Raw genomic sequence first — 19950 nt, 5'->3', positions numbered from 1 at the left:
GGAAGGAACATGGGCGGCAACTGTTGGATAATTGTCACATCCCCCGGCTTAAATGCGGCAAAGGTTATGGCTGGTCCACAGTTGTATATTTTTTCACAAACTCCATTAATTATTCAGCCCATTATGGATGCAGCAGTTATACCATTATAGACGGACCGTTCCCTACGGGGAGTGATCCACTTTATGATCACTTGGCTGCTGAATGTTCAGACAGATCAAGTGTGAACAGGAGGATTGAACATGTCCACGATTGTAACACCCTTTACCGATCAGAGAATGGCCGAAATCGTTGCCAAAGTCCGAAGCGGCGAACGCCTGAATCTCGAAGACGGTGTGTATTTGTACCAAACCGATGACCTGCTGACCCTCGGGCAGCTGGCTAATGAGGCAAACCTGCGCAAGAACGGGAAAAAAGTATACTTCATCGAGAACATGAGTCTCTATTTCACGAATGTATGCGAATCCCACTGTGCGTTTTGTAATTTCCGAAAGGATCAAGGCGAGGAAGGCTCCTATACCCTATCCGGTGCTGAGATGATTGAATATGTGGAACAGCATATTCATCCAGGAGTTCGAGAATTCCACATCGTTGGCGGACATAATAATCATGTGCCTTTCCAGTACTACGTAGATTCCCTGAAGGCATTGAGCGAACGTTTCCCGGAAGTGACCCTGAAAGCCTACACCGCGGCAGAGATCGAGTTCTTCACCCGAATCAGCGGGCTTAGCACGAAGGAAGTGCTGCAGGAACTGCAGAAGGCCGGTCTGCAATCCTTGACAGGCGGCGGTGCCGAGATTTTATCGGACCAATACCGTCAGAAGATGAAGGTGGATAAAGCCAATGTGGATCAGTATCTCGATGTTCACCGTACTGCACACAAGCTTGGTATGAAGACCCATACAACCATGTTGTACGGATCTATCGAGAGCCATGAGGACCGTATCCGCCATATGCTGCAAATCCGGGATCTGCAGGATGAAACCAATGGATTCATGGTATTTATTCCACTGTCCATGCAGCCTAAGAATAAAAATGCGGGCATTATGCGCCGGAACTCGGCTTACGAGGATCTCAAAACCATTGCCATCAGCCGCTTGATGCTCGATAATATCGACCACATCAAGGCCTATTTCATTAATATCGGAGCACAGTTGACTCAAGTGGCGCTCAGCTTTGGCGCTTCCGATGTGCATGGTACCATCCTGAAGGAACGCATCAGCCATGCTGCAGGAGCTTTAACACCGGAGGGATTGACACGCAAAGAGCTTGTGTGGCTTATCAAAGGCGCTGGCCGCATTCCGGTTGAAAGAGACACATTCTACAACGAGATCAAGGTTTACGAATAACCCTTATCAGCAGCGATGAATACAAGCAGACGTTCCAAAAAACGGAAAACAGGTTAAAGAGATAATATAGCGTGGGTACCCTAAGCCGCTTTTAGCGGCGTTTTTCTTGCGAACATCCACTCACCTTCTTATCTCTTGAGAAAGGAAGAAATTTATGAAAAAGCTCGTCATTCTCGGTGGAGGCTATGGTGGTCTTGCCTTAATTCAGGAATTATTCAGCGGCTATCTTCCTCCAGACGTGGAGGTCGTGCTCATCGACCGCATGCCATATCAAGGACTCAAAACCGAATATTACGCGCTGGCAGCAGGCACCGTGGCCGATACCGCCGTTCGTGTGAAATTTCCAGTGTATAATCGGCTCCATATTCTATACGGTGAAGTTACATCCGTTGACCTTGAGAAGAAGCTTGTTAACCTGACAAACAACGATCCTGTGGAGTACGATCAGCTCGCCATTGCCCTGGGATGTACGGACCGTTATCATGGAGTACCGGGCGCTGAGGAATTTACGTTCAGCCTGCAATCTTTCTCTGCATCCCGGGAAACCTATTTGAACCTGAACAACCTGCGACCTTACGGTCAAGTTCATATCATTGGCGGAGGCTTAAGCGGCATCGAACTCGCTGCCGATCTTCGTGAAAGCCGACCTGACCTTAATATCGCCATACTGGACCGGGGACAACGCGTTCTTTCTTCTTTTCCTAACCGTTTGTCTGCTTATATTCAACGCTGGTTTGAGGAGCATCACGTGGATATCCACAGCGGCGTTTCCGTATCCAGGGTTGAGAAGGACGCCGTGTACAATCTCGATGTGCCCATCGCAACCGATCTGGCTGTTTGGACGGCTGGCATCCAGCCTGTAAAAGTCGTGCAGGATCTCGATCTGCCAAAAGACCGCAGCGGGCGCATTCTGCTAAACGAGTGGTACCAGGTTCCTTCCCATCCGGAAGTGTATGTCATCGGCGACTGCGCCAGCCTTCCGTTCGTCCCGAGTGCCCAAGCGGCCGGAGCTCAAGCCGAGCAAGTGGGACATGTCTTGAAAGCGGTTTGGCGTGAGGATACGCCTAAGGTATCTCCGCTGAAGCTGAAGGGAACGCTGGGTTCCCTTGGCAAGCATGCAGGCTTTGGCCTGATGGGCAGCACTTCGGTTATGGGCCGAGTGCCAAGAATATTGAAGAGCGGTGTACTCTGGAAATCCAAGCGCCACTACTAGTCTGAAATATGACGAGTCGCTCATGGAAAAACTGCAGCTCAGCCTTGCTCCTGATTGGGCTCTAGGCTCTCCAGCTTGCGCACTACGGCCTCAAGCAGCGCTTCAGCCGTGGGGGCTTCCATCCAGTCGCCATCAACATAGACGAAGGGCGTCAAATAACACTGGCCGCAGCTTGTCAGGCAGCCATATTCAATGACTTGACAATCAAACCTGGCTTCAAGTTGTAAAACTTTATCCGTTCCGAAATAGGAATTACTTGTACAAAACTCAATCATGATGGACATTGTTATTCAACCCGCCTTAAGATTGGCATTTTAATTTGCCGGTTTATGTACTATAATATAGGGAGGAAAGGAGTTGAACAAGATGAGTGAAAACACGCAAACCACTGTATATGATGAAGTGGCTGAAGTGCTTGATAAACTTCGTCCGTTCCTGCAGCGCGACGGCGGTGACGTGGAATTGGTCGACGTTGAAGACGGCATCGTTAAGCTGAAATTGATGGGTGCATGCGGCAGCTGCCCAAGCTCCACCATTACTTTGAAGGCAGGGATTGAACGCGCCCTGGTTGAAGAAGTAGAAGGCATTCAAGAAGTAGTTCAAGTATTCTAAATCTTCTTTAACTATAAAGAGTCTTGGTTTCCTTACGGAACCAAGACTCTTTTTTTGAGAGAATATAATGAGATCCTATTCCGGTTTGATTAACGGCCGGATCGGGTCCAGTCCGCCGGAAATGTCCATGATATTACCAGTAATGAAATCCGATTGATCCAGACATAAATATTCGATTACTCTGGCGATGTCCTCCCCGCTTCCCGATCGTCCGCGCGGTGTCAGACCATCCTGAATACCTGACACCTCATCAATGGACTTCTCCTTGTTTGCACCGCGTATATCTCCAGGGCAGATCATATTGACCGTGATTCCATATGGCGCTTCCTCCACCGCAAGCGTCTTGGTAAACGAAACAAGGCCCACTTTGGCAGCCGCATAGGCTGCGCGTTGAGGCCACGCTCGTGCTTCGCCGGCATGCCCGAAGCCGAAATGGATGATCCGGCCCCATTTTTTCGCACGCATGGCAGGTAGAACGCGATGGTCCAGCAGCATGACACCGGTTAGGTTGCCATTGACCATATGTACAATTTCGTCGCGGGTGTACTCCGAGAACAGGCGGCGCTCCCGAATGAAAGGGCCTGCGTTATTCACCAGGATATCGACGCTGCCAAGACGGTCTTCCGTTTGGTCCACCAGAGAATACAGCTCCAACTCGCTGGCGATATCAGCTTTAATCGCTATCGACTTGACGCCAAGTCCTTCAATTTCACGAGAAAGGGCTTCTGCCTCATCCTTGCTGTTTACATAATTTATAGCCATATTACATCCCTGCCGCGCTAACGACAGAGCAGTCATTTTTCCTAAACCTGTCGCACTGCCTGTAACCAGCGCCACTTTTCCCTTCAAGGCTTTCCCTCCTCAGATGGATATCCTTCCTTCAGTATAAAAGATTTGATCCAGCCTCACAACTTGTAGGGGGCAGCGACTAAGGTAAACAAAAAAAGGGGCCTACTCGATAGACCCGCAGGTCTTTTCGAATAATGCCCCTCTATTCATGGATACAGCAGATACCTGCTATGATCCATTAGAATGCCGGAATGACGGCACCTTTGTACTCTTCTTCAATAAAAGTCTTCACGTCCTCGGAAGTCAGTGCCTTCGCCAATTTTTGAATGGCATCGGAATCCTTGTTATCCGGACGGGCTACCAGCAAGTTTGCATAAGGGTTCTCTTTGTCCTCGATAAAGAGAGCATCCTTCGTTGGGTCGAGTCCCGCTTCAAGCGCATAGTTCGTGTTGATGACAGCCAGATCCAGCTCATCCAGCATACGCGGCAGCATGGCGGCTTCAACTTCCTTGAATTGCAGGTTCTTCGGATTTTCCACGATATCCTTGGCGGTAGCTTCAAGCTTCGTCTCATCCTGCAGCTTAATTACGCCGTTCTTGGACAACAGGGACAATGCACGACCAGCGTTCGATGGGTCGCTAGGGATTGCTACAACGGCTCCATCCTTCAACTCATCCGCAGACTTAATCGTTCTGGAGTAAGCACCCAGCGGTTCAACGTGTACCGCAATCACCGATTCCAAGCTCAAGCCGCGTTCCTTGATTTCATTATCCAGGTAAGGCTTGTGTTGAAAGAAATTTGCATCGATTTCTTTGGAATCTACTTGCGTATTCGGCAGAACATAATCCGTGAACTCCACGATTTCCAGGTTCACGCCCTCTTTTTCAAGCGCAGGTTTGATATGCTCCAGAATTTTCGCATGTGGTGCAGGCGAAGCTCCTACTTTCAAGGTTACGGTCTCTTGACCGCTGCCTCCCGTTGTTCCCCCTGGCTCCGAAGCGTTATCCGCAGGCTTGCTGCCGCATGCAGCCAGCACCGTAACCAAAGTCAAACTGATGAGTGCCAATGTCCATTTTTTCATTCTTAAACTCTCCCTCCGAAAATGTATTATCTATATAATGTCTGCCTTGATGCTTTACCAATCCCGTTATTTTCTTGTAAAATGCCGTACCAGGCGGTCCCCTGCCATTTGCAGCAGCTGCACCAGCACAATCATTAACACAACGGCCAGAATCATGATCTCCGTCTCATAACGGTAATAGCCGTACTTGATGGCCAAATCCCCTAAACCGCCGCCGCCGACCTGACCCGACATCGCCGTATAGGATACCAGGGTCACAATCGTGATGGTCATGCCCGCCAGCAAACCCGGACGAGCCTCTGGAAGAAGCACCCTCCACACGATTTGGCTTGTCGAGGAGCCCATGGCATGAGCGGCTTCAATGACGCCTTTGTCCACTTCATTCAGGGCCGTCTCCACCAGTCTGGCGAAGAACGGTGCTGCCCCCACAACGAGCGGCGGAATGGTTCCCAGGACGCCGTACGATACACCCACAAGCGACTTCGTAATCGGGATCATCGCAACGATCAGGATGATGAACGGAACCGAACGCAGGATGTTCACAATGAACGACAGGATCGAATATCCGAAGCGCACCAAGCCCGATGTGGATCTTGCAGCCATATACAGCAGCACGCCAACCGGCAGCCCGATAATGAAGCTGAACAAAGCCGAAGCCCCCAGCATTCGCAGGGTATCCAATGTTGCCGTACCGATTTCTTTCCAGTCGATCTGGGTAAAATCGAGCTCGAACATTAATGAATCACCTCCACGTCTAATCCTTGTTGAAGCAGCTTCCGAATCGTCTCTTCGATGGCTCTTTCTTCCCCTTCGAAGCGTACGATGAGCTGGCCATACGGCGTTTCCTTGATCGTGGAGATCGTGCCCTGCAGAATCGCAAAATTCACGCCCGTCTCATGAACGGTATGGGATAGAATGGAATCGTACGTTTTCGATCCCAGGAACGTAATTTGCACCGCTTGGGAAGAGCTGTTCGCCTGACCCTGCATGGCCAGCCGGAGCGCTTCTCCGCTGTCCAATTCTTGACGGATGAATTCCTGCGTCACCTCATGTTTAGGTTTCAGGAACACTTCCGTCACCGGCCCCTGCTCCACAATGCCGCCCTGATGAATAACGGCCACCCGATCACATATGCTCTGGATGACATGCATCTCATGGGTGATCAACACAATCGTGAGATGAAATTTCTTATTAATATCCAGCAGCAGGCGCAGGATCGAATCCGTGGTCTGCGGATCCAGCGCTGAAGTGGCCTCATCACACAGCAGAACCTCCGGATCGCTTGCCAACGCTCTGGCTATGCCGACCCTCTGCTTTTGTCCTCCTGACAGCTGGGACGGATACTTGTCCCGGTGAGCCTCCAAGCCAACCAAGGCCAACAGCTCGGATACTTTGCGTTCCATCTCAGCCTTCGGCGTCTTGATCAGCCGCAGCGGAAAGGCAATATTATCGTAAACCGTTGCGGATGACAGCAGGTTAAAGTGCTGAAAGATCATCCCGATTTTGCGACGCTCTGCTTGAAGCTGCTTCTTGCCGAGCAGTGTCAAATTCTTACCGTTAACCCACACCTCGCCGGAGGTGGGACGTTCCAACAAATTGATACAACGGATCAATGTACTTTTACCTGCGCCGGAGTGTCCGATCACACCGAAGATTTCTCCTTTTTCAATCGACAAATCCAATTCGGACAAGGCTGTGGTTAGCGTTCGGGCTTTTCCGTACTGCTTCGTCAATTGCTTGAGCTCAATCAATCCGATAATCCTCCTTTTTCCATAGCCTCATATCTATTACCCAAAATAAAAGAGCCTCTTTTTGTAGAATCAAAAAGGGCTCTCTTTACGTAAAAGTCAACGCCTTTTCTCATCTGTCAAAGCCATAGGATGATCCTGCAGCTTTGAAGGAATTAGCACCATGTCACTCCATCCGTCATCGCGTTACGCGATATACGCTGGAGCCGGTTGCCGGGCTTCATCGGGCCTGTCCCTCCGCCTCTCTCGATAAGAAAACATCGATATGAAATTTTTCCAATTAATTTGATCTGATTTAATAACATTTAATGAATGCAATAGTTAGTATAGATTCTTTTCAGGTTTTTGTCAAAAGGAATTTCATGGCGATTTTGTGCCTAAACCTTCACTCCTTTTTCCGCCCAGATCCGATTAGTATATCGATACGAGGCAGCCAAGCTTCGGCATACCATATCCACACCCTGCTTAAGATCCTCGAGGTGCTGGTCGATATCCTCCAGCTCGATTTTATCCGACAGTCCCTGATGGCGCTGCCACAGATCATCTTGCATCTCTGAATTCATATAGTGGATCTCAGCGTTGCGGCGTTTCCGAAGTGTGTTCAGCGGTATTTTATAGCGTTCCTTGATCGCCTCAAGCTCTGACGCCAGCTCACAGTGTGCCTTTAGAAACTTGAACTGCCGCAGTGCCGTAAAATAGGAGAAATGAGCCTTAACCTTCGAGGTGTGGAGATCATACAGCTCATTAAGCACCGTACCCAGCTTGTCAAGGATGGAGAATACGCGTATAAATCCGTTTTTGTAAAAATACACATACCTTTGATACTCGCCCTGCTCCTGAATTGACATATCATCGATATAACCCGATTTAACCGATTGACTGAAATGCTTGGCCGCATTCCAGCTCTGCTCCAGCTCATCAAGGGATACAATCAATCCGCGGGTCCAAATCTCAAGCTTGCGAAAATCATGCGTTGGATCCTGATGTTTCTCCATTTCCTTTTGCAGCAGCCGGGTTGTCTTGACCATCGATTCGATGGCCTCCTCAAGCAAGCCATTGTTGTGTCGGGGCTGTTCCCCGAGTAACATTCGCAGCATGGCGGTACCCCCTCGCGTCGTCAGATTAACCTTCTTTCATGAATTGCTATTTGCCAAAATAATCGCTCCAGCGAGCATCCACCGTCTGCACGATATCTTCTCGCGGGGACAGCTCCTCCGGATATCCCGGTTTCATTCGTGCATCAATAACCAGCGGAAGTTTATAGGATAGATGATGATGATGGATATCAGCTGCCGCATGAATATCCGTTGCCGGATTGAAGCGGGTGAAAACCGTCCACAGGAATGAGGTTTGTGTGGCCGCTGCCGCTTCGGCATCATCAACCACAATCACCAACGGCCATGCGGTATCCCGTGCTTTTAAATACCCCATCACTTGCTGGGTCAGTCCGGGATCGTCCTCATAGGATGCCCCCGAAACGACCAGACAACCCCCACAGTATGGAGCCATTTGAGATATGCCCGGAATTTCACCTTCGGTATAACTGCGCGGCAGCTCACGAATTGGCCGACCGATACCCATGAGCACGGCCTTACTGCCATGATTGAGCTTATTCCCCGTATAGTCCAGGGTATCATGGGACGTTTTATTAAATATAAACAAATCTGATGCCGGATTAAACCGTTCCAATACCGCTTCCAATGTTTCACGAAAATCGGACAGATCGAGCGGACGGTTGGTCAGGAGCAGCATTTTGGTTAGTGACAACTGCCCTTCGCCCAAAATTCGGAATGCGGACACAAACGCCTCACGGGAATAGCTCTCCCGTACGACAGCTGCGGTTAAGGCATGGAAGCCGGTTTCCGCATAAGTCCACAAGGAGCGTACCGATGGCATAACCATCGGGAATGCCGGGGAGAGCAGCCGTTGGAGGAATTCAACCAGGTAATAGTCCTCCTGCCGCGGTTTACCGACGATAGTAGCCGGATATATCGCCTCCTTGCGATGCCACATATGCTTCACATGCAGGACCGGGAAATCATGGGCAAGGGAATAATAACCGTAGTGGTCCCCAAAAGGGCCTTCCAGACGGCGTTCATGCGGTGGCACCACACCGCTAATCGCAAATTCCGCCTCTGCCGGAATGCGATGTCCTCCCAGCGGGTTGTCGGTCATTGGCAATTTCCCGCCAAGAATGAGGGAGGCCAGGAGCAATTCCGGCAAATGCTCCGGAACCGGTGCAATCGCAGAGGCAATCAGAGCTGGGGGTCCACCTACAAATACTGAGACCGGAAGCGCCTGATTCTGCTGCTCTGCTTCAGCATAATGGAAACCGCCACCTTTATGGATTTGCCAGTGTATACCTGCCTTGTTGTCATCGTAAATCTGAAGCCGGTACATGCCCAGATTATGATCCTTCGGTTTGGATGGGCTCTCCGTGTATACAAGCGGCAGTGTAACAAAAGGTCCGCCGTCATCCTGCCAGCTGGTCAGCCGCGGCAGATCCTTCAGCGGATTCTCCGTCACTTTTATTGCCATCACAGGCGCTTCATGCTGCGGAACTGATTTCATGCCTACCTTTAAAATGTCCTTAAGCAGCCCCCGTTCATTCCACAGCGCTGAAAAGGTTGGTGGAAGCAATGTCTCCGCAGCACCGATCAGCGATTTCATCATTTGCTCGGGCCTGGGCCCAAAGGCCATATCGACTCTGCGCGGCGTGCCGAACAAATTCGTAGCCACAGGGAAGGGCGTGCCTTTCACATTAGTGAAGAGCAAGGCCGGCCCTCCCTCATCAATCACGCGCCGATGAATCTCGGCCAGCTCCAAATACGGATCTACCGGGGTATCAATGACAGCAAGATCATTCTCCTTGCGTAGCGTTTCGAGCCACTGGCGAAGATTATGAACGATCAACGACTCCCCTCCTTCCTATACAACAAAGCCCTCGAACTGCATTGCTGGCCCGGGGACTTTGCGTACATCTATGTTATTAAAAATTTCGATCTGATCAGGCTCAGGCATGAGCCTTTACTACTTACACAATCTTCTCGCGGGGAATACCTTGGTCCCGCTGCAATTTCGCTTCAAGCGGCTTGCCTAGCTGCCATGCTCTCACGCTTAAATAACAAAGTACGCCGAACAGCGCCGAGATCAGCAGTGTATGCCCCAATGCGGAGAATACATAAACCTCCTCATTATGGATCGTTGCCATGATGAGGGCACCGCTGAACACCTGCAGCAGACAGAGCACTGCTGCCGAAATCCCTAGCATCTGTATCTCCCTATTGTTCCGGTTACGCCAATAAGCAAAGTGCCCCATAACAGCCACCACAATCAGCAGCAGAAGGGCTGCGACGCGGTGCATAAAGGCAATCCCCACGCCACCGGTCAGCTCGGGTATTACTTCTCCGTTACACAGCGGCCATCCCGAACAGCCTTCCCGCGAATCGGTATGGCTGACGAATGCACCGATATAAACAACGACGTAGCTGTACAACGTGGTTCCCCACACCAAATTACGGAACCCTTTGGTTACCCGCGGCAGCCGCTCCCGATCAACGGATTCCTTGGCCTGTTCTACCCGCCGCATGCCAAGAGCCAGCATAACCGAGCTGGCAAACGCAATCAGCGAGAATCCAAAATGCAGCGCCATGATTGCTGCCGACTGGGGCTTGACCACGGCAAAGGCTCCCATAATAGCCTGTACCACAACAAACACCGAGGTGCCAATGACGTAAGCCATCAGATCCCGCCGGTCCCGCTTATATCTCCAGAACGCGATAAGCGAGGCCAGAGCTGCCAAACCCGCCATTCCGCTAACTGCCCGGTGCGAGTATTCGATCATGGAGGAAACCGTGTAAGCGGGAACAAATTTCCCGTTGCACAGCGGCCACTCTTGGCCACAACCGAGTCCCGAGCCCGTCTTCGTTACAACCATGCCTCCAAAAGTCGCACAGAACATAACGATGCATGTTATGTAACTCAACCATTTTAATTGTTTATCATTCACTCATCTCACCTGCTGCTCGTAATCATTAACTATCTGGAACCTTTACAGGATCGCATCGAACACAGTCCACATTTCATTATACCTGATTCTGGAGCTACGGTCACTTGAGCGATTGTGACAAAATGTTCAAAAATGAGAAAATCATTCTTGGACACGCTTGGCTCTTCAACCAAACCCTTTGTTATGTAAAATAGCACCGCCGCCCGATATAGCTATGAGGCGGCGGTGCTATTATCCATGCTTTACTTGTGAATCGTATCGTATACATCCACAGCGCGCTGCAGGAAGTCTTCAATCTCTTCTCGCGATTTGCGAAGTTTGTTAACATAGCGAACCAGCTCGCGTCCGTCTGAATAAGCAACAAAACTTGGGATTCCCAAAATATTTTGCTGCTGACTCACGTCACCGACAGCATCGACGTCAACTTCTACCAGAGTCAGTTGATTCGAGAATTTAGTCTCTACCTCCGGCATGAACGGATCGATAAACTTGCAATCACCGCACCAGTCTGCTTTAAATACGGCAACGGTCAGTCGCGGAGACTGGATTGCAACCTGAAATTCTGCTTCTGAAGTGATTTTTTCCATTGATTATCTCCCCTTTACGTCGAATTCCTTCACCCTTAGTGAATCAAAATGTTGAGTGGAAGTCAAATTTTAGAGGCATACTGACATTACCATGTTGAAACCCTGGAATTTCATCAGAAAGTGCAGGTGACAACTGCAATGCACTCGCACGGAACCAGAGATAATAAAAAGGGGGGAAAGGATGTATGGGCGTGGACAGCCGCCATTCCGCATGCCCTTGCAGAATCTTGGTCCGGTACGCTCGCCTCATGGCAAATTTCCTTAAAACTCACAACCAACAAGCATGAATTACGATGGGATTACGCAGCAGTAAGAACCATCCGTAGGAAACTTAAGGATATCCTCTCCTCCCATCCCTATCTTCAACCGCCCGGTTCACTGATGTCCTCTACAGAAGGATACAGCAGCATTCGAAGTCATAATCAACTTCATAACCTAACCCAGGAAGAGCAAGAGCTGATTCTTCTCATTCAGGAGGCTGCAGCGAATGCGAATCGGAGCAATGTGACCCGTACACAAGCGTATTATGACTGCTATAAGTCATATCCTGAGCTGCACTGGGCTTTGCTGGCCCATATGGTATCACGAAATGCCGGGTGGAATATGAGTGATCTGAAGGGTGGATTAATGTCCGATCTCACGGATTCACAGTTCAAGAACCATCTGTACCGGTTCCTCGAGCGCTGCAATGCTCTGATCTTTCAGGATGCCTATCCACAGCTGCTTCTCTATATCCACAGTCGGAAAAAAGGAGCTCCTTTATTCCATTTGCTCCCTCACTTCCATATTTCGGCCTTCATGACTCCGTTTTGGGAGCAGTTCTGGCTGGACCGTGGGAGTTCGCTGCTGACGGTTGCCCTGATCATTAACGAGCAGAACTATATTGAAGGACGTGTGGCAAGGCACCCTTTTTACCTGGAGCATGTTCTGGAGCAACCTTTCTTTCGGATCCATGAGCTGGCCAGGCTGAATCAGATTGTATTTCCACTTGGACAAGTCAGCGGACCCGAGGCGGACATGATGGCTTCCCAAGAGCCTCCTGACTCAACTAGGCCTTTAGCCGGAATGACGATCCCCAAGTTTGCTGATCTGAGCATTCGGATCAAGGCGGGCAGAACGTTATACGCTTTGTTGTTTGGTTATGAGGAAATATTCCACTCCGTGCTGGCATTCGCGCAGTCGACCAAGCATCGGGGATCGCGGGCCGAATATTGGCCTGCATTGTTTACCCCGACCCTTGAGTCCGCTATGAATAATACTCACGAGAGTCGCAACCTGATCCAGTCTGAGTGGCTGCCGGAGGGAGGGCGTCTATACAGCCCCCATATTGAGGAGATCTGGCAGGATGAATCCCAGGAACCCATTCCCCGGTACGATTGGTATCAAGGCCGCGTGATGCTCCGTCACATTCGCAAGCCAATACGCCCACTGCTGCCGGATATGACCCACGCCCATCGCGCCGCGCTTGAGAAGACCTCCATCGTGCATGACGTATCGGAGCGAATCCATTCCCATGAAAACAGGAAGAGACCATCCCGATGAGGTTGGGAAGGTCTCCATTCTATTCTGTGCTGCTGCTCTTAAACTCTGGGTTATCCCCGATCCCGCATTCGCGAAGGCTGCAGTCTCATCAGCGGACGGAACACCTTCTGCAACGGGCGCGGGTAACTGCTGAGCTCGGATTGACGCAGTACGCCAAACACCACCAGCAGCACCAGATATACCATAACAACAACTACGCCCACCATAAGGCAAGTCAGCAGGAATGCCAGTCGTGCCGGCATGACGTCAACCAATTGAATACCGGCCTGATTCAGGCCGTAGCCGATTCCGCCGGCTGCAATGACGGTCAATCCAAAGCCTGTCCAGCGTTTGCCCAGGATGGAGAAAGAAACAATCGCTTTAATGGATCGCAGATTGAGCATCGTGATCACCAGGAAACAGAGAGCCGTGCTTGCAATGATGCCATAAATGCCAAACAACGGTGCAAGCAGGAAGCTCGCGGCCAGTTTGACCACAATGCCGATCATAACGTGAACCATCGATAGCTTGGCCTTGCCGATACCGAGCAGAATCGAGTTCGTGGTCATCATCGTAATCTGAAAAATGGTGCCAAACGTCAGAAAGCCAATAATCCCGCTTCCCCCGAGGGAACTGAACAGCAAGCCGTTAATAGAATAAGATGCAACGCAAAGTGCGATAACAACCGGCATTCCCGTCAATATAGCAACACGCATAGCAAGCGTCACTTGTCGTTCCAAATGCTCCTGATCCTTTCGGGCAAAGGCTGCAGAGATGATCGGAATGAGTGAGGTGCTCAGCGCAATCGCTAAGATCGGCGGAATTCCTGCCACGCTCTGTGCCCGGTTTCCTAACACCGCAAGTACTGCTGTTGCTTGCTCGGGACCAATCTGTCCCATAAGCAGCGGCTTAACAATGGAACCATCAATGAAATTGACGGCTGGAACTGCCAGCGATGATAAGACAATCGGAATGGACAGGGTAAAGATATCCCTGTATATTCCCCCGAGCGGAATGGAACGGTCGGCTGCCGGTAGCTCGAGTTCCCGGTCACTTCGGCGAAGTTTTACCGTGAAGTACAGCATCACCGCAAATGCCCCGATGCTGCCGAGTACGCCACCAAAGGAAGCGCCGGCCGCAATCCAGGTATCGTCATAACCCAGACGCAGAAGCACATATGCCAGACCAATAGCAGTTAAAACCCTTGCAATCTGTTCGATGATCTGAGAGATGCCGCCTGCCGTCATATTGTTGCGCCCCTGGAAATACCCCCGCATCATCGCGATGGCCGGGAACAGCAGCAGGGCAGGAGCCAATGCTTGTATCGCAGCTGCGGATTCCGGCACCTTAGCTATATTGGTTGCATAGAAGGGTGCTCCAAAATACAGCAGGAGCGTCATGATGACGCCGGCCGCTCCGGCAAAGATAAGCGCTGCATGATAGACGCGCTGTGCCTCGGCAGGCTTATTCAGTGCATGCCGCTCCGAGACCATTTTGCTCAGCGTGCTGGGAATTCCTGCCGTAGCTACGGTTAACAGCATTAAATATACGTTATTAGCAATCGTAAATGAGGCATCCCCTATATCATTCAACATATGCTCAAGCGGCACCCGCTGCGCAAGCCCAAGTACACGGGCCACCAGCGCAGCAACGGCCAGGATGATGGTGCCTTTAATAAATGATTCTTTCTTTGACAAAACCGTACCCTTCTTTCTCCTCCAAAACGCCTCTCACAGCGATCCAAACGTCTATTAGAAAATCCAGATGAAGAAAATAATAATCATCGCCAGCTGTAAAACGATCTTGACCACAATGCTGCTGAACAATCCGATGACCGAGCCGAACCCCACCTTCGCGGATTTGCTTGGTCCTGACCCCGCGAACATTTCACCCAGAAATGCACCGAGGAACGGACCGATGATCAATCCGAAAGCAGGGATTACAAAGGGGCCGACAATGAGTCCAATCGTACTGCCCCATATAGAGGCTTTGGATCCGCCCAGCTTCTTGACTCCCCATGCGTTAACCGCATAATCGGCGACAAACAGCACAACCAGAATGATCGTCTGGATGATCCAGAACCATGTATTGTAATGCTCGAATGTAAAAAACCAGCCGTAAACGAACAGCGCCAGGTAAATGGCGACAACCCCCGGCAAAATAGGGTAAATTGCTCCGGCCATACCAATGATAAACAGAGCAATTACGATAATCCAGCCCAATACGTCCATCTACATCTCACCCTTCGATCAAAATATGATCCCTGATGACCTCCACGATGCCGTCCTCATTGTTGCTTGAAACCACAAGGTCTGCCTCATCCTTAACGGTCTGCTGGGCATTGCCCATAGCCACGCCAAGGCCCGCCTCCTGAATCACGGCCAGATCGTTCAGGCTGTCCCCTACCGCTACAACCTGGGACATGCTGATGCCGAGCAATTCGCATACCTGCCCGATTCCCGTCGCTTTATTGACGCCCTGCGGATTGATCTCCAGGTTTATGGGAGAGGAGTTCGTGATCTCCAATCCGCCCATGTCCTGCAGCCGCATCAGGATTCGGTGACGCACCTCATGATCCTTCGTAGTATAACCGAATTTCAGCCATTCCTGATTCGCAACATCATCTGTCCAGTTCTCAGAGTTATATAATCTATCTACTGAATACGCCCAGAACCAGGATCCGGTTTCAATAGCCAGCGCATGCATTTGTTCCACCAGCTTGCTGTCCAGCAGCGCGCGGCGATACAGTTCATATGGCGCACGCCACACTTCACCGCCATTCACTGTCACCATCGGTGTCGTCAATTCAAGCTGTTTGGCATAAGGATAAGCCTCCGCAAACGGCCGACCTGTTGAGAGACAGACATGGATGCCTTGACGGACGGCTTCCTTGATCCACTTCACCGTTTCCTCCGACACCTCATGATCATCCTGAAGCAGTGTTCCATCCATATCCAATGCTAACAAACGATATTTATAATTCATGGTATTAATTAACCCCCTTATCCATCACAAGCAAACATAACGACATTTTACCACAAAAGAGGGTGCGCCAAAACATTCCCCCGTATCGACGGCATAAAAGAAACGGCAGCCAACCCATTCGGGCTGTTGGCTGCCGTTTTGCCGTTACCTTTTATTACTCCGTTTCGCCGTCCTGGTTCTCATCATTATTGGTTTTAGGATGAGGCGTACCGTCCAGACCGTATATTTCATCATATGCATCAAATATTTTACGGGCCACCGGCGCCGCACTTTGGGAACCAAAGCCGGCCTCCGGAATTACGACGGCAACGGCCAGCTTAGGGTTCTGCCGCGGTGCAAATGCGATGAATACCCCGTTCTCTACCCTAATCCGGCTTCCGTTTTTATATATATCCTGCTCCGATGTTCCTGTTTTCCGGGCAAAATCATATTTGAAGTCTTCAAAAGCCCGAAGCCCTTGGGTATTCATCCCAGCAATAACTTCATTCCAGTACTGCTGAGGGAATTCCTCTTTATTCAGCACCTCGCGTTTGAATTCCTTGACCACATTGCCGTCTTGATCCTCGATCTTGCTCGCAAGCTGCGGCCGAATACGCTCACCTTGATTGGCAAGTGTGCTGGCATATTGCGCCAGTTGAAGGGTCGTATATTTACCCGACTGGCCAAATGAAGCGTATGCCATGGCCGCCAAATAACTTCCCGCCTGCTCAATGTTGGTATACTCGATAATTCCTTTATGCTCCTTCGGCAGACCGGATTCGGTGGATACACCCAGACCGAACTTCTTCATGTATTTATCCCATATTCCAACGGATTCGGAGCCATATTTGTTATATAGCTTTTCCCCAATCCAATCAACCATAAAGGCGTTGGAGGAATGCTCAATCGCTTTTCTTGCGTTGAGGGACCCGTAGGATTTACCACCGGAGTTCTGAACTCTTGAGTTATCCTTACCAAAGAATGCAGCACCAGAATCATAGTAGTAGTCGTTGGGCCCGAATAATTTCTCGTTCAAACCAATCAACACACTCAGTGGTTTTATCGTAGAGCCGAGCAGCACAGTCGATTCCAGATTGTTGCCGGAGCGCCCAGAGCTGTACGGAGAGATGGTTCCGTTCCCGTAATACTTCATGACCGTCTCCCAATCTTCGGTCCCGAACTCCCACACATTCGGATCATAATCAGGCATGCTGGCCATGGCCACGATGTTGCCGGTATCCACTTCCATGGCCACTGCATAACCCGTTTGTGCATTCGGGTGCGTTTTGCCAGAAACCGGGTTGGCATGAAGCCATTTCAGCTGATCCATGATCGCCTGCTGGGTAACCTTCTGGATATCCTTATGAATGGTGGTATGAATGTTATACCCCTTCTCCGGAGCGATCATTGTTGGGACCCCGTCCGCCATGTTCTGCGGATTAATCGGAATGCCGATATATCCGTTCTTGCCGCGCAGCTCATCCTGGAACATCATTTCCAGGCCATCAACACCAACCTTTTCCTGCTCGGTGTAGATGAGTCCCGGATCTTTTTGCTTCTTGTTCTGCTCATCAATCTCTTTATATTTCTCCAGTGTCTTAATTCCGCGGAACTCTTTCAAATAACCGATGGTCTGAACGGCGATTCTGTCCTGATTGTATTGTCGCTGACTTTCTTCAACGACCTCCAACCCAGGATACTCGTTCTTGTGCTCCATGAAATAAGCCACTTCTTTGGTTGAAAGCTCGGACTTGATGCGTCTCGGCTCATAACCCGGCTGCTTATTGAACTCCAGGTCCATCGCTTTGGTCACGTCGTCCACCGTCAGCTTCTCTGCCTTCGGGTCCCCATGCTGATCGAATATCTTAACCATTTCCTCAGCCAACTTCTCAATTTCCGGACGGTTCTTCTTCCCTCTCTCAGAGGAACTGTAATCCTTTAACAGCGTTAAATACAGTGCTTGGGAGGGTGTCGAGTAAGCGAGCGGCGTTCCGGAAGCGTCGATGATGCTCCCCCGGATGGGTTGCAGCGGGAAATTCTTAACCTGCCCGCCGGTTTCGAGCTCTTTCAGCTCAGGCCCTTCGACAAACTGCAGTATCGCAAGACGTATAATAATGACACAGAATATGATAAATGTGCTGAAAAAGAACAGATTGACCCGCAAATTAAACTGACTGCCGGCATCCCCTTCTTCTTGTTTGCGTTTATCCGGCCTAAACCCTTTCACGTATGCTTCTCCCCTTTACCCACAATCACATAAACCCATCTTAACATAAACGCCCCCCCACTTCACGCGGAGGGCCGACCTCAAGAGAAGGGCAGACTTCCCTTGTGAAAGTCCGCCCCTGTCCATCATCAAAACACTTGCTCTTTAATATGAGTCTCATTGAAGCGCGGCGGGTTAAACCAGTTGCCGCTCTGTGCCCAGGTTGGGTCCAGCGGAATCCACCGCTTTTCTTCACTCAAATAAACCTCATTCCAGGCATGGGGGCCATAACCGCCTTGTCCATTGTAGCCCCTGCCGGTCACCACCCTGACTTCGAGGTCCTGTGACCGTGCCATCATGGCATACAGCCGGGCATAGTCGATACATACGCCTAACCTTGTATCATACGTATCCTGGGGCGTCTGCTCTTTCCATATCCGCTGCTCTTCGTACAATGTTACCTTGTCATGATCATACGAGATGCGGCTGCCAACCCAATCATAAAGCTTTCGAGCCTTTTCTTCGTCGGTGGCTGCCTCCTTCACGACATGGGCGGCTGTCTGTTCGATTCCCTCGGGAATCTTATGGTCGATCACCTCATACTTGCGCTGTATGATTCCATTCAGTTCATCCTGAACGGATTGGGTGAATACGGGCAGCTTTTCCTTGACAAGCGAACCGGATAGCGGCTCAATAACAGCTTGTGCACCCTGCTGATATACGGGTGAAGCTTCAACATACCGGCTAAAGCCGTGGTCCGGATTCAGACTGACATAGATGAACAAAATCGCGATCACGATAATGCTCCGCGCAGCCCCCATGATGGCTCCGATACCCGCACCTGCAAGCCGGCTGGGCAGCGATGCCCGGGTTTCTTTTCTCGATCCGAAGACTCCCATCCTGCTTCCCATGATCAGGGAAACAAGCAGCCGAAGCATAAATACAATCAGCGCATAACTGAGCATAAACAGCACGGCAAACCTCAGCAGCGGAAAATCCGCCAGCGATTTTAGAGCCGTATAATAAATCTGCTCCCAGAATTGCAGTTCACGATTCGGCAGCGTTGAGGCAGCACCCAACCAGTCCCCTGCCTTGGGTGATAACCACAATGTAAACGGAACGGAAATTGCAAGACCAACCAAACGCAGCACCGCATCCCCCAGAAAAAAAACAAGCTTCCCGGCTGAGCGGGAGGCTCCACGATTCCACCCCTGCCATAATGAAAAAGCCACAATCAGCAGCAACAAGATGGTAATTCCGTTTCCATCGAGCACGCTATCCTTCCATGCCGACATCATACGGTATCCCCTCCTCTCCCTAAGATGTCTTGTCTACCGATGTAAGAGGGCAGGCTTGCTGGCAATAAGATAAACTTGCCCACGCTGCCTTACATCCGCATCCGATTATGGTAGTATTCTTTATTTAGTGGCTGTATTGGACTTGGCATCGTTGATAAAACTCCGGATCGTATCATTGATATCCCACTTTCCTACCGAAACCCCGCGGAAAGTGACCTCAACCTTTTCTGAACCAGCACTGCCCTTTAGCTCCAGGTTGGGAGCTTTAATCGAGTAGGTGCCGTCCCCATTCGATGTATATTTGGCTTCCTTCGCTTCCTTCATCATCATATTCATCGCTTCCGCTTTTATCGTATCCACCGTCTCTTCCTTCACCGTGGACACCACTTCCCCAATCTTATCCAAGGAAATTCCGCTGTACACCAGCAATCCCCCAATGATAAGGACCGCAAGTACCCACTTGATTACGGTTCTTAACACATTCAGTACAATAAACAAGATAATTAAGGCAATCGCAATGACCAGCCAGTTTTGTTTAAGAAATTCAATCCAGACCTGTGTATCCAATTTATTTC

19 protein-coding genes and 1 riboswitch are annotated in these 19950 nt (G+C 50.3%); of the genes, 4 read left to right on the top strand and 15 right to left on the bottom strand.

Translation table 11 applies throughout. The features are described 5' to 3' along the window. Window positions 1-240: 240 nt before the first annotated feature. Window positions 241-1347, top strand: coding sequence for an aminofutalosine synthase MqnE (gene mqnE / locus B9D94_RS04015; RefSeq protein WP_006212607.1), 1107 nt, complete (start codon window positions 241-243; stop codon window positions 1345-1347). Window positions 1348-1501: 154 nt separating this feature from the next. After that, entirely contained in the window at window positions 1502-2560 is a 1059-nt protein-coding gene (locus B9D94_RS04010; protein WP_006212608.1) for an NAD(P)/FAD-dependent oxidoreductase, read from the top strand. 38 nt (window positions 2561-2598) lie between these two features. Here the strand turns inward: B9D94_RS04010 and B9D94_RS04005 are convergent, their stop codons facing one another. Next, window positions 2599-2844 (bottom strand): YuzB family protein, encoded by a 246-nt coding sequence (locus B9D94_RS04005; RefSeq protein ID WP_148246489.1) that lies wholly within the window; start codon window positions 2842-2844, stop codon window positions 2599-2601. An 82-nt stretch (window positions 2845-2926) separates the two neighbouring features. On the opposite strand from B9D94_RS04005, the gene B9D94_RS04000 reads away from it, so the two are divergent. Then, a complete protein-coding gene (locus tag B9D94_RS04000) occupies window positions 2927-3172 on the top strand; it encodes a NifU family protein (RefSeq protein WP_006212609.1) in 246 nt (81 codons plus the stop codon). A 75-nt stretch (window positions 3173-3247) separates the two neighbouring features. Here the strand turns inward: B9D94_RS04000 and B9D94_RS03995 are convergent, their stop codons facing one another. The 8 genes from B9D94_RS03995 to B9D94_RS03960 all read right to left on the bottom strand — a co-directional run bounded on the left by B9D94_RS03995 (window position 3248) and on the right by B9D94_RS03960 (window position 11386). After that, window positions 3248-4021, bottom strand: a complete 774-nt coding sequence (locus B9D94_RS03995; protein ID WP_148246488.1) for an SDR family oxidoreductase — start codon at window positions 4019-4021, stop codon at window positions 3248-3250. Between the two features lie 178 nt (window positions 4022-4199). Further along, window positions 4200-5042, bottom strand: a complete 843-nt coding sequence (locus B9D94_RS03990) for a MetQ/NlpA family ABC transporter substrate-binding protein (RefSeq protein ID WP_036644711.1) — start codon at window positions 5040-5042, stop codon at window positions 4200-4202. Window positions 5043-5108: 66 nt separating this feature from the next. Next, a complete protein-coding gene (locus B9D94_RS03985) occupies window positions 5109-5777 on the bottom strand; it encodes a methionine ABC transporter permease (protein WP_063477744.1) in 669 nt (222 codons plus the stop codon). Beyond that, entirely contained in the window at window positions 5777-6793 is a 1017-nt protein-coding gene (locus B9D94_RS03980) for a methionine ABC transporter ATP-binding protein (protein ID WP_006212613.1), read from the bottom strand. Before B9D94_RS03980 ends, B9D94_RS03985 begins: the two co-directional genes overlap by 1 nt. Before the next feature lie 106 nt (window positions 6794-6899). Then, window positions 6900-7046: riboswitch (SAM riboswitch) on the bottom strand. A gap of 121 nt (window positions 7047-7167) precedes the next feature. Next, entirely contained in the window at window positions 7168-7887 is a 720-nt protein-coding gene (locus B9D94_RS03975) for a Cthe_2314 family HEPN domain-containing protein (RefSeq protein ID WP_148246487.1), read from the bottom strand. 46 nt (window positions 7888-7933) lie between these two features. After that, entirely contained in the window at window positions 7934-9703 is a 1770-nt protein-coding gene (locus B9D94_RS03970; protein ID WP_148246486.1) for a UbiD family decarboxylase, read from the bottom strand. A gap of 121 nt (window positions 9704-9824) precedes the next feature. Next, the gene (locus B9D94_RS03965) at window positions 9825-10799 is read right to left on the bottom strand and encodes a COX15/CtaA family protein (RefSeq protein WP_040681048.1); all 975 of its coding nucleotides are present in this window, start codon (window positions 10797-10799) and stop codon (window positions 9825-9827) included. Between the two features lie 242 nt (window positions 10800-11041). Then, window positions 11042-11386: a thioredoxin family protein gene (locus tag B9D94_RS03960; RefSeq protein ID WP_006212617.1), complete on the bottom strand. Its 345-nt coding sequence runs from the start codon at window positions 11384-11386 to the stop codon at window positions 11042-11044. A 138-nt stretch (window positions 11387-11524) separates the two neighbouring features. On the opposite strand from B9D94_RS03960, the gene B9D94_RS03955 reads away from it, so the two are divergent. Further along, a complete protein-coding gene (locus B9D94_RS03955) occupies window positions 11525-12928 on the top strand; it encodes a DUF2515 family protein (protein ID WP_006212618.1) in 1404 nt (467 codons plus the stop codon). Between the two features lie 50 nt (window positions 12929-12978). Here B9D94_RS03955 and B9D94_RS03950 read toward each other — a convergent pair whose 3' ends face one another. The 6 genes from B9D94_RS03950 to B9D94_RS03925 form a co-directional block, all read right to left on the bottom strand. Beyond that, the gene (locus tag B9D94_RS03950) at window positions 12979-14604 is read right to left on the bottom strand and encodes a putative polysaccharide biosynthesis protein (protein ID WP_148246485.1); all 1626 of its coding nucleotides are present in this window, start codon (window positions 14602-14604) and stop codon (window positions 12979-12981) included. A gap of 54 nt (window positions 14605-14658) precedes the next feature. Further along, entirely contained in the window at window positions 14659-15138 is a 480-nt protein-coding gene (locus B9D94_RS03945; RefSeq protein ID WP_063477748.1) for a DUF456 domain-containing protein, read from the bottom strand. Window positions 15139-15145: 7 nt separating this feature from the next. Continuing rightward, on the bottom strand, window positions 15146-15892 hold the full coding sequence (locus B9D94_RS03940) for a Cof-type HAD-IIB family hydrolase (RefSeq protein ID WP_063477749.1): 747 nt from the start codon (window positions 15890-15892) through the stop codon (window positions 15146-15148). Window positions 15893-16046: 154 nt separating this feature from the next. Continuing rightward, window positions 16047-18098, bottom strand: a complete 2052-nt coding sequence (locus tag B9D94_RS03935) for a peptidoglycan D,D-transpeptidase FtsI family protein (protein ID WP_148246484.1) — start codon at window positions 18096-18098, stop codon at window positions 16047-16049. A gap of 128 nt (window positions 18099-18226) precedes the next feature. Continuing rightward, entirely contained in the window at window positions 18227-19375 is a 1149-nt protein-coding gene (locus B9D94_RS03930) for a transglutaminase domain-containing protein (protein WP_148246483.1), read from the bottom strand. Window positions 19376-19495: 120 nt separating this feature from the next. Continuing rightward, complete coding sequence (locus B9D94_RS03925; protein WP_006212624.1) at window positions 19496-19942, bottom strand: hypothetical protein; 447 nt, start codon at window positions 19940-19942, stop codon at window positions 19496-19498. Window positions 19943-19950: the final 8 nt, after the last annotated feature.

The sequence above is a fragment of the Paenibacillus sp. Cedars genome (assembly GCF_003184205.1).
Taxonomy (GTDB): domain Bacteria; phylum Bacillota; class Bacilli; order Paenibacillales; family Paenibacillaceae; genus Paenibacillus_AQ; species Paenibacillus_AQ glucanolyticus.
The sequence above is the reverse complement of the archived record's forward strand: the minus strand, read 5'-3'. Positions and strand labels throughout refer to the sequence as shown.

Excerpts from the sequence above, each read along its gene's own strand:
- mqnE (WP_006212607.1), top strand. The coding sequence starts at position 241 with ATGTCCACGATTGTAACACCCTTTACCGATCAGAGAATGGCCGAAATC.
- B9D94_RS04010 (WP_006212608.1), top strand. The coding sequence starts at position 1,502 with ATGAAAAAGCTCGTCATTCTCGGTGGAGGCTATGGTGGTCTTGCCTTA.
- B9D94_RS04005 (WP_148246489.1), bottom strand. The coding sequence starts at position 2,844 with ATGTCCATCATGATTGAGTTTTGTACAAGTAATTCCTATTTCGGAACG.
- B9D94_RS04000 (WP_006212609.1), top strand. The coding sequence starts at position 2,927 with ATGAGTGAAAACACGCAAACCACTGTATATGATGAAGTGGCTGAAGTG.
- B9D94_RS03990 (WP_036644711.1), bottom strand. The coding sequence starts at position 5,042 with ATGAAAAAATGGACATTGGCACTCATCAGTTTGACTTTGGTTACGGTG.
- B9D94_RS03985 (WP_063477744.1), bottom strand. The coding sequence starts at position 5,777 with ATGTTCGAGCTCGATTTTACCCAGATCGACTGGAAAGAAATCGGTACG.
- B9D94_RS03975 (WP_148246487.1), bottom strand. The coding sequence starts at position 7,887 with ATGCTGCGAATGTTACTCGGGGAACAGCCCCGACACAACAATGGCTTG.
- B9D94_RS03960 (WP_006212617.1), bottom strand. The coding sequence starts at position 11,386 with ATGGAAAAAATCACTTCAGAAGCAGAATTTCAGGTTGCAATCCAGTCT.
- B9D94_RS03955 (WP_006212618.1), top strand. The coding sequence starts at position 11,525 with ATGCACTCGCACGGAACCAGAGATAATAAAAAGGGGGGAAAGGATGTA.
- B9D94_RS03945 (WP_063477748.1), bottom strand. The coding sequence starts at position 15,138 with ATGGACGTATTGGGCTGGATTATCGTAATTGCTCTGTTTATCATTGGT.
- B9D94_RS03940 (WP_063477749.1), bottom strand. The coding sequence starts at position 15,892 with ATGAATTATAAATATCGTTTGTTAGCATTGGATATGGATGGAACACTG.
- B9D94_RS03930 (WP_148246483.1), bottom strand. The coding sequence starts at position 19,375 with ATGATGTCGGCATGGAAGGATAGCGTGCTCGATGGAAACGGAATTACC.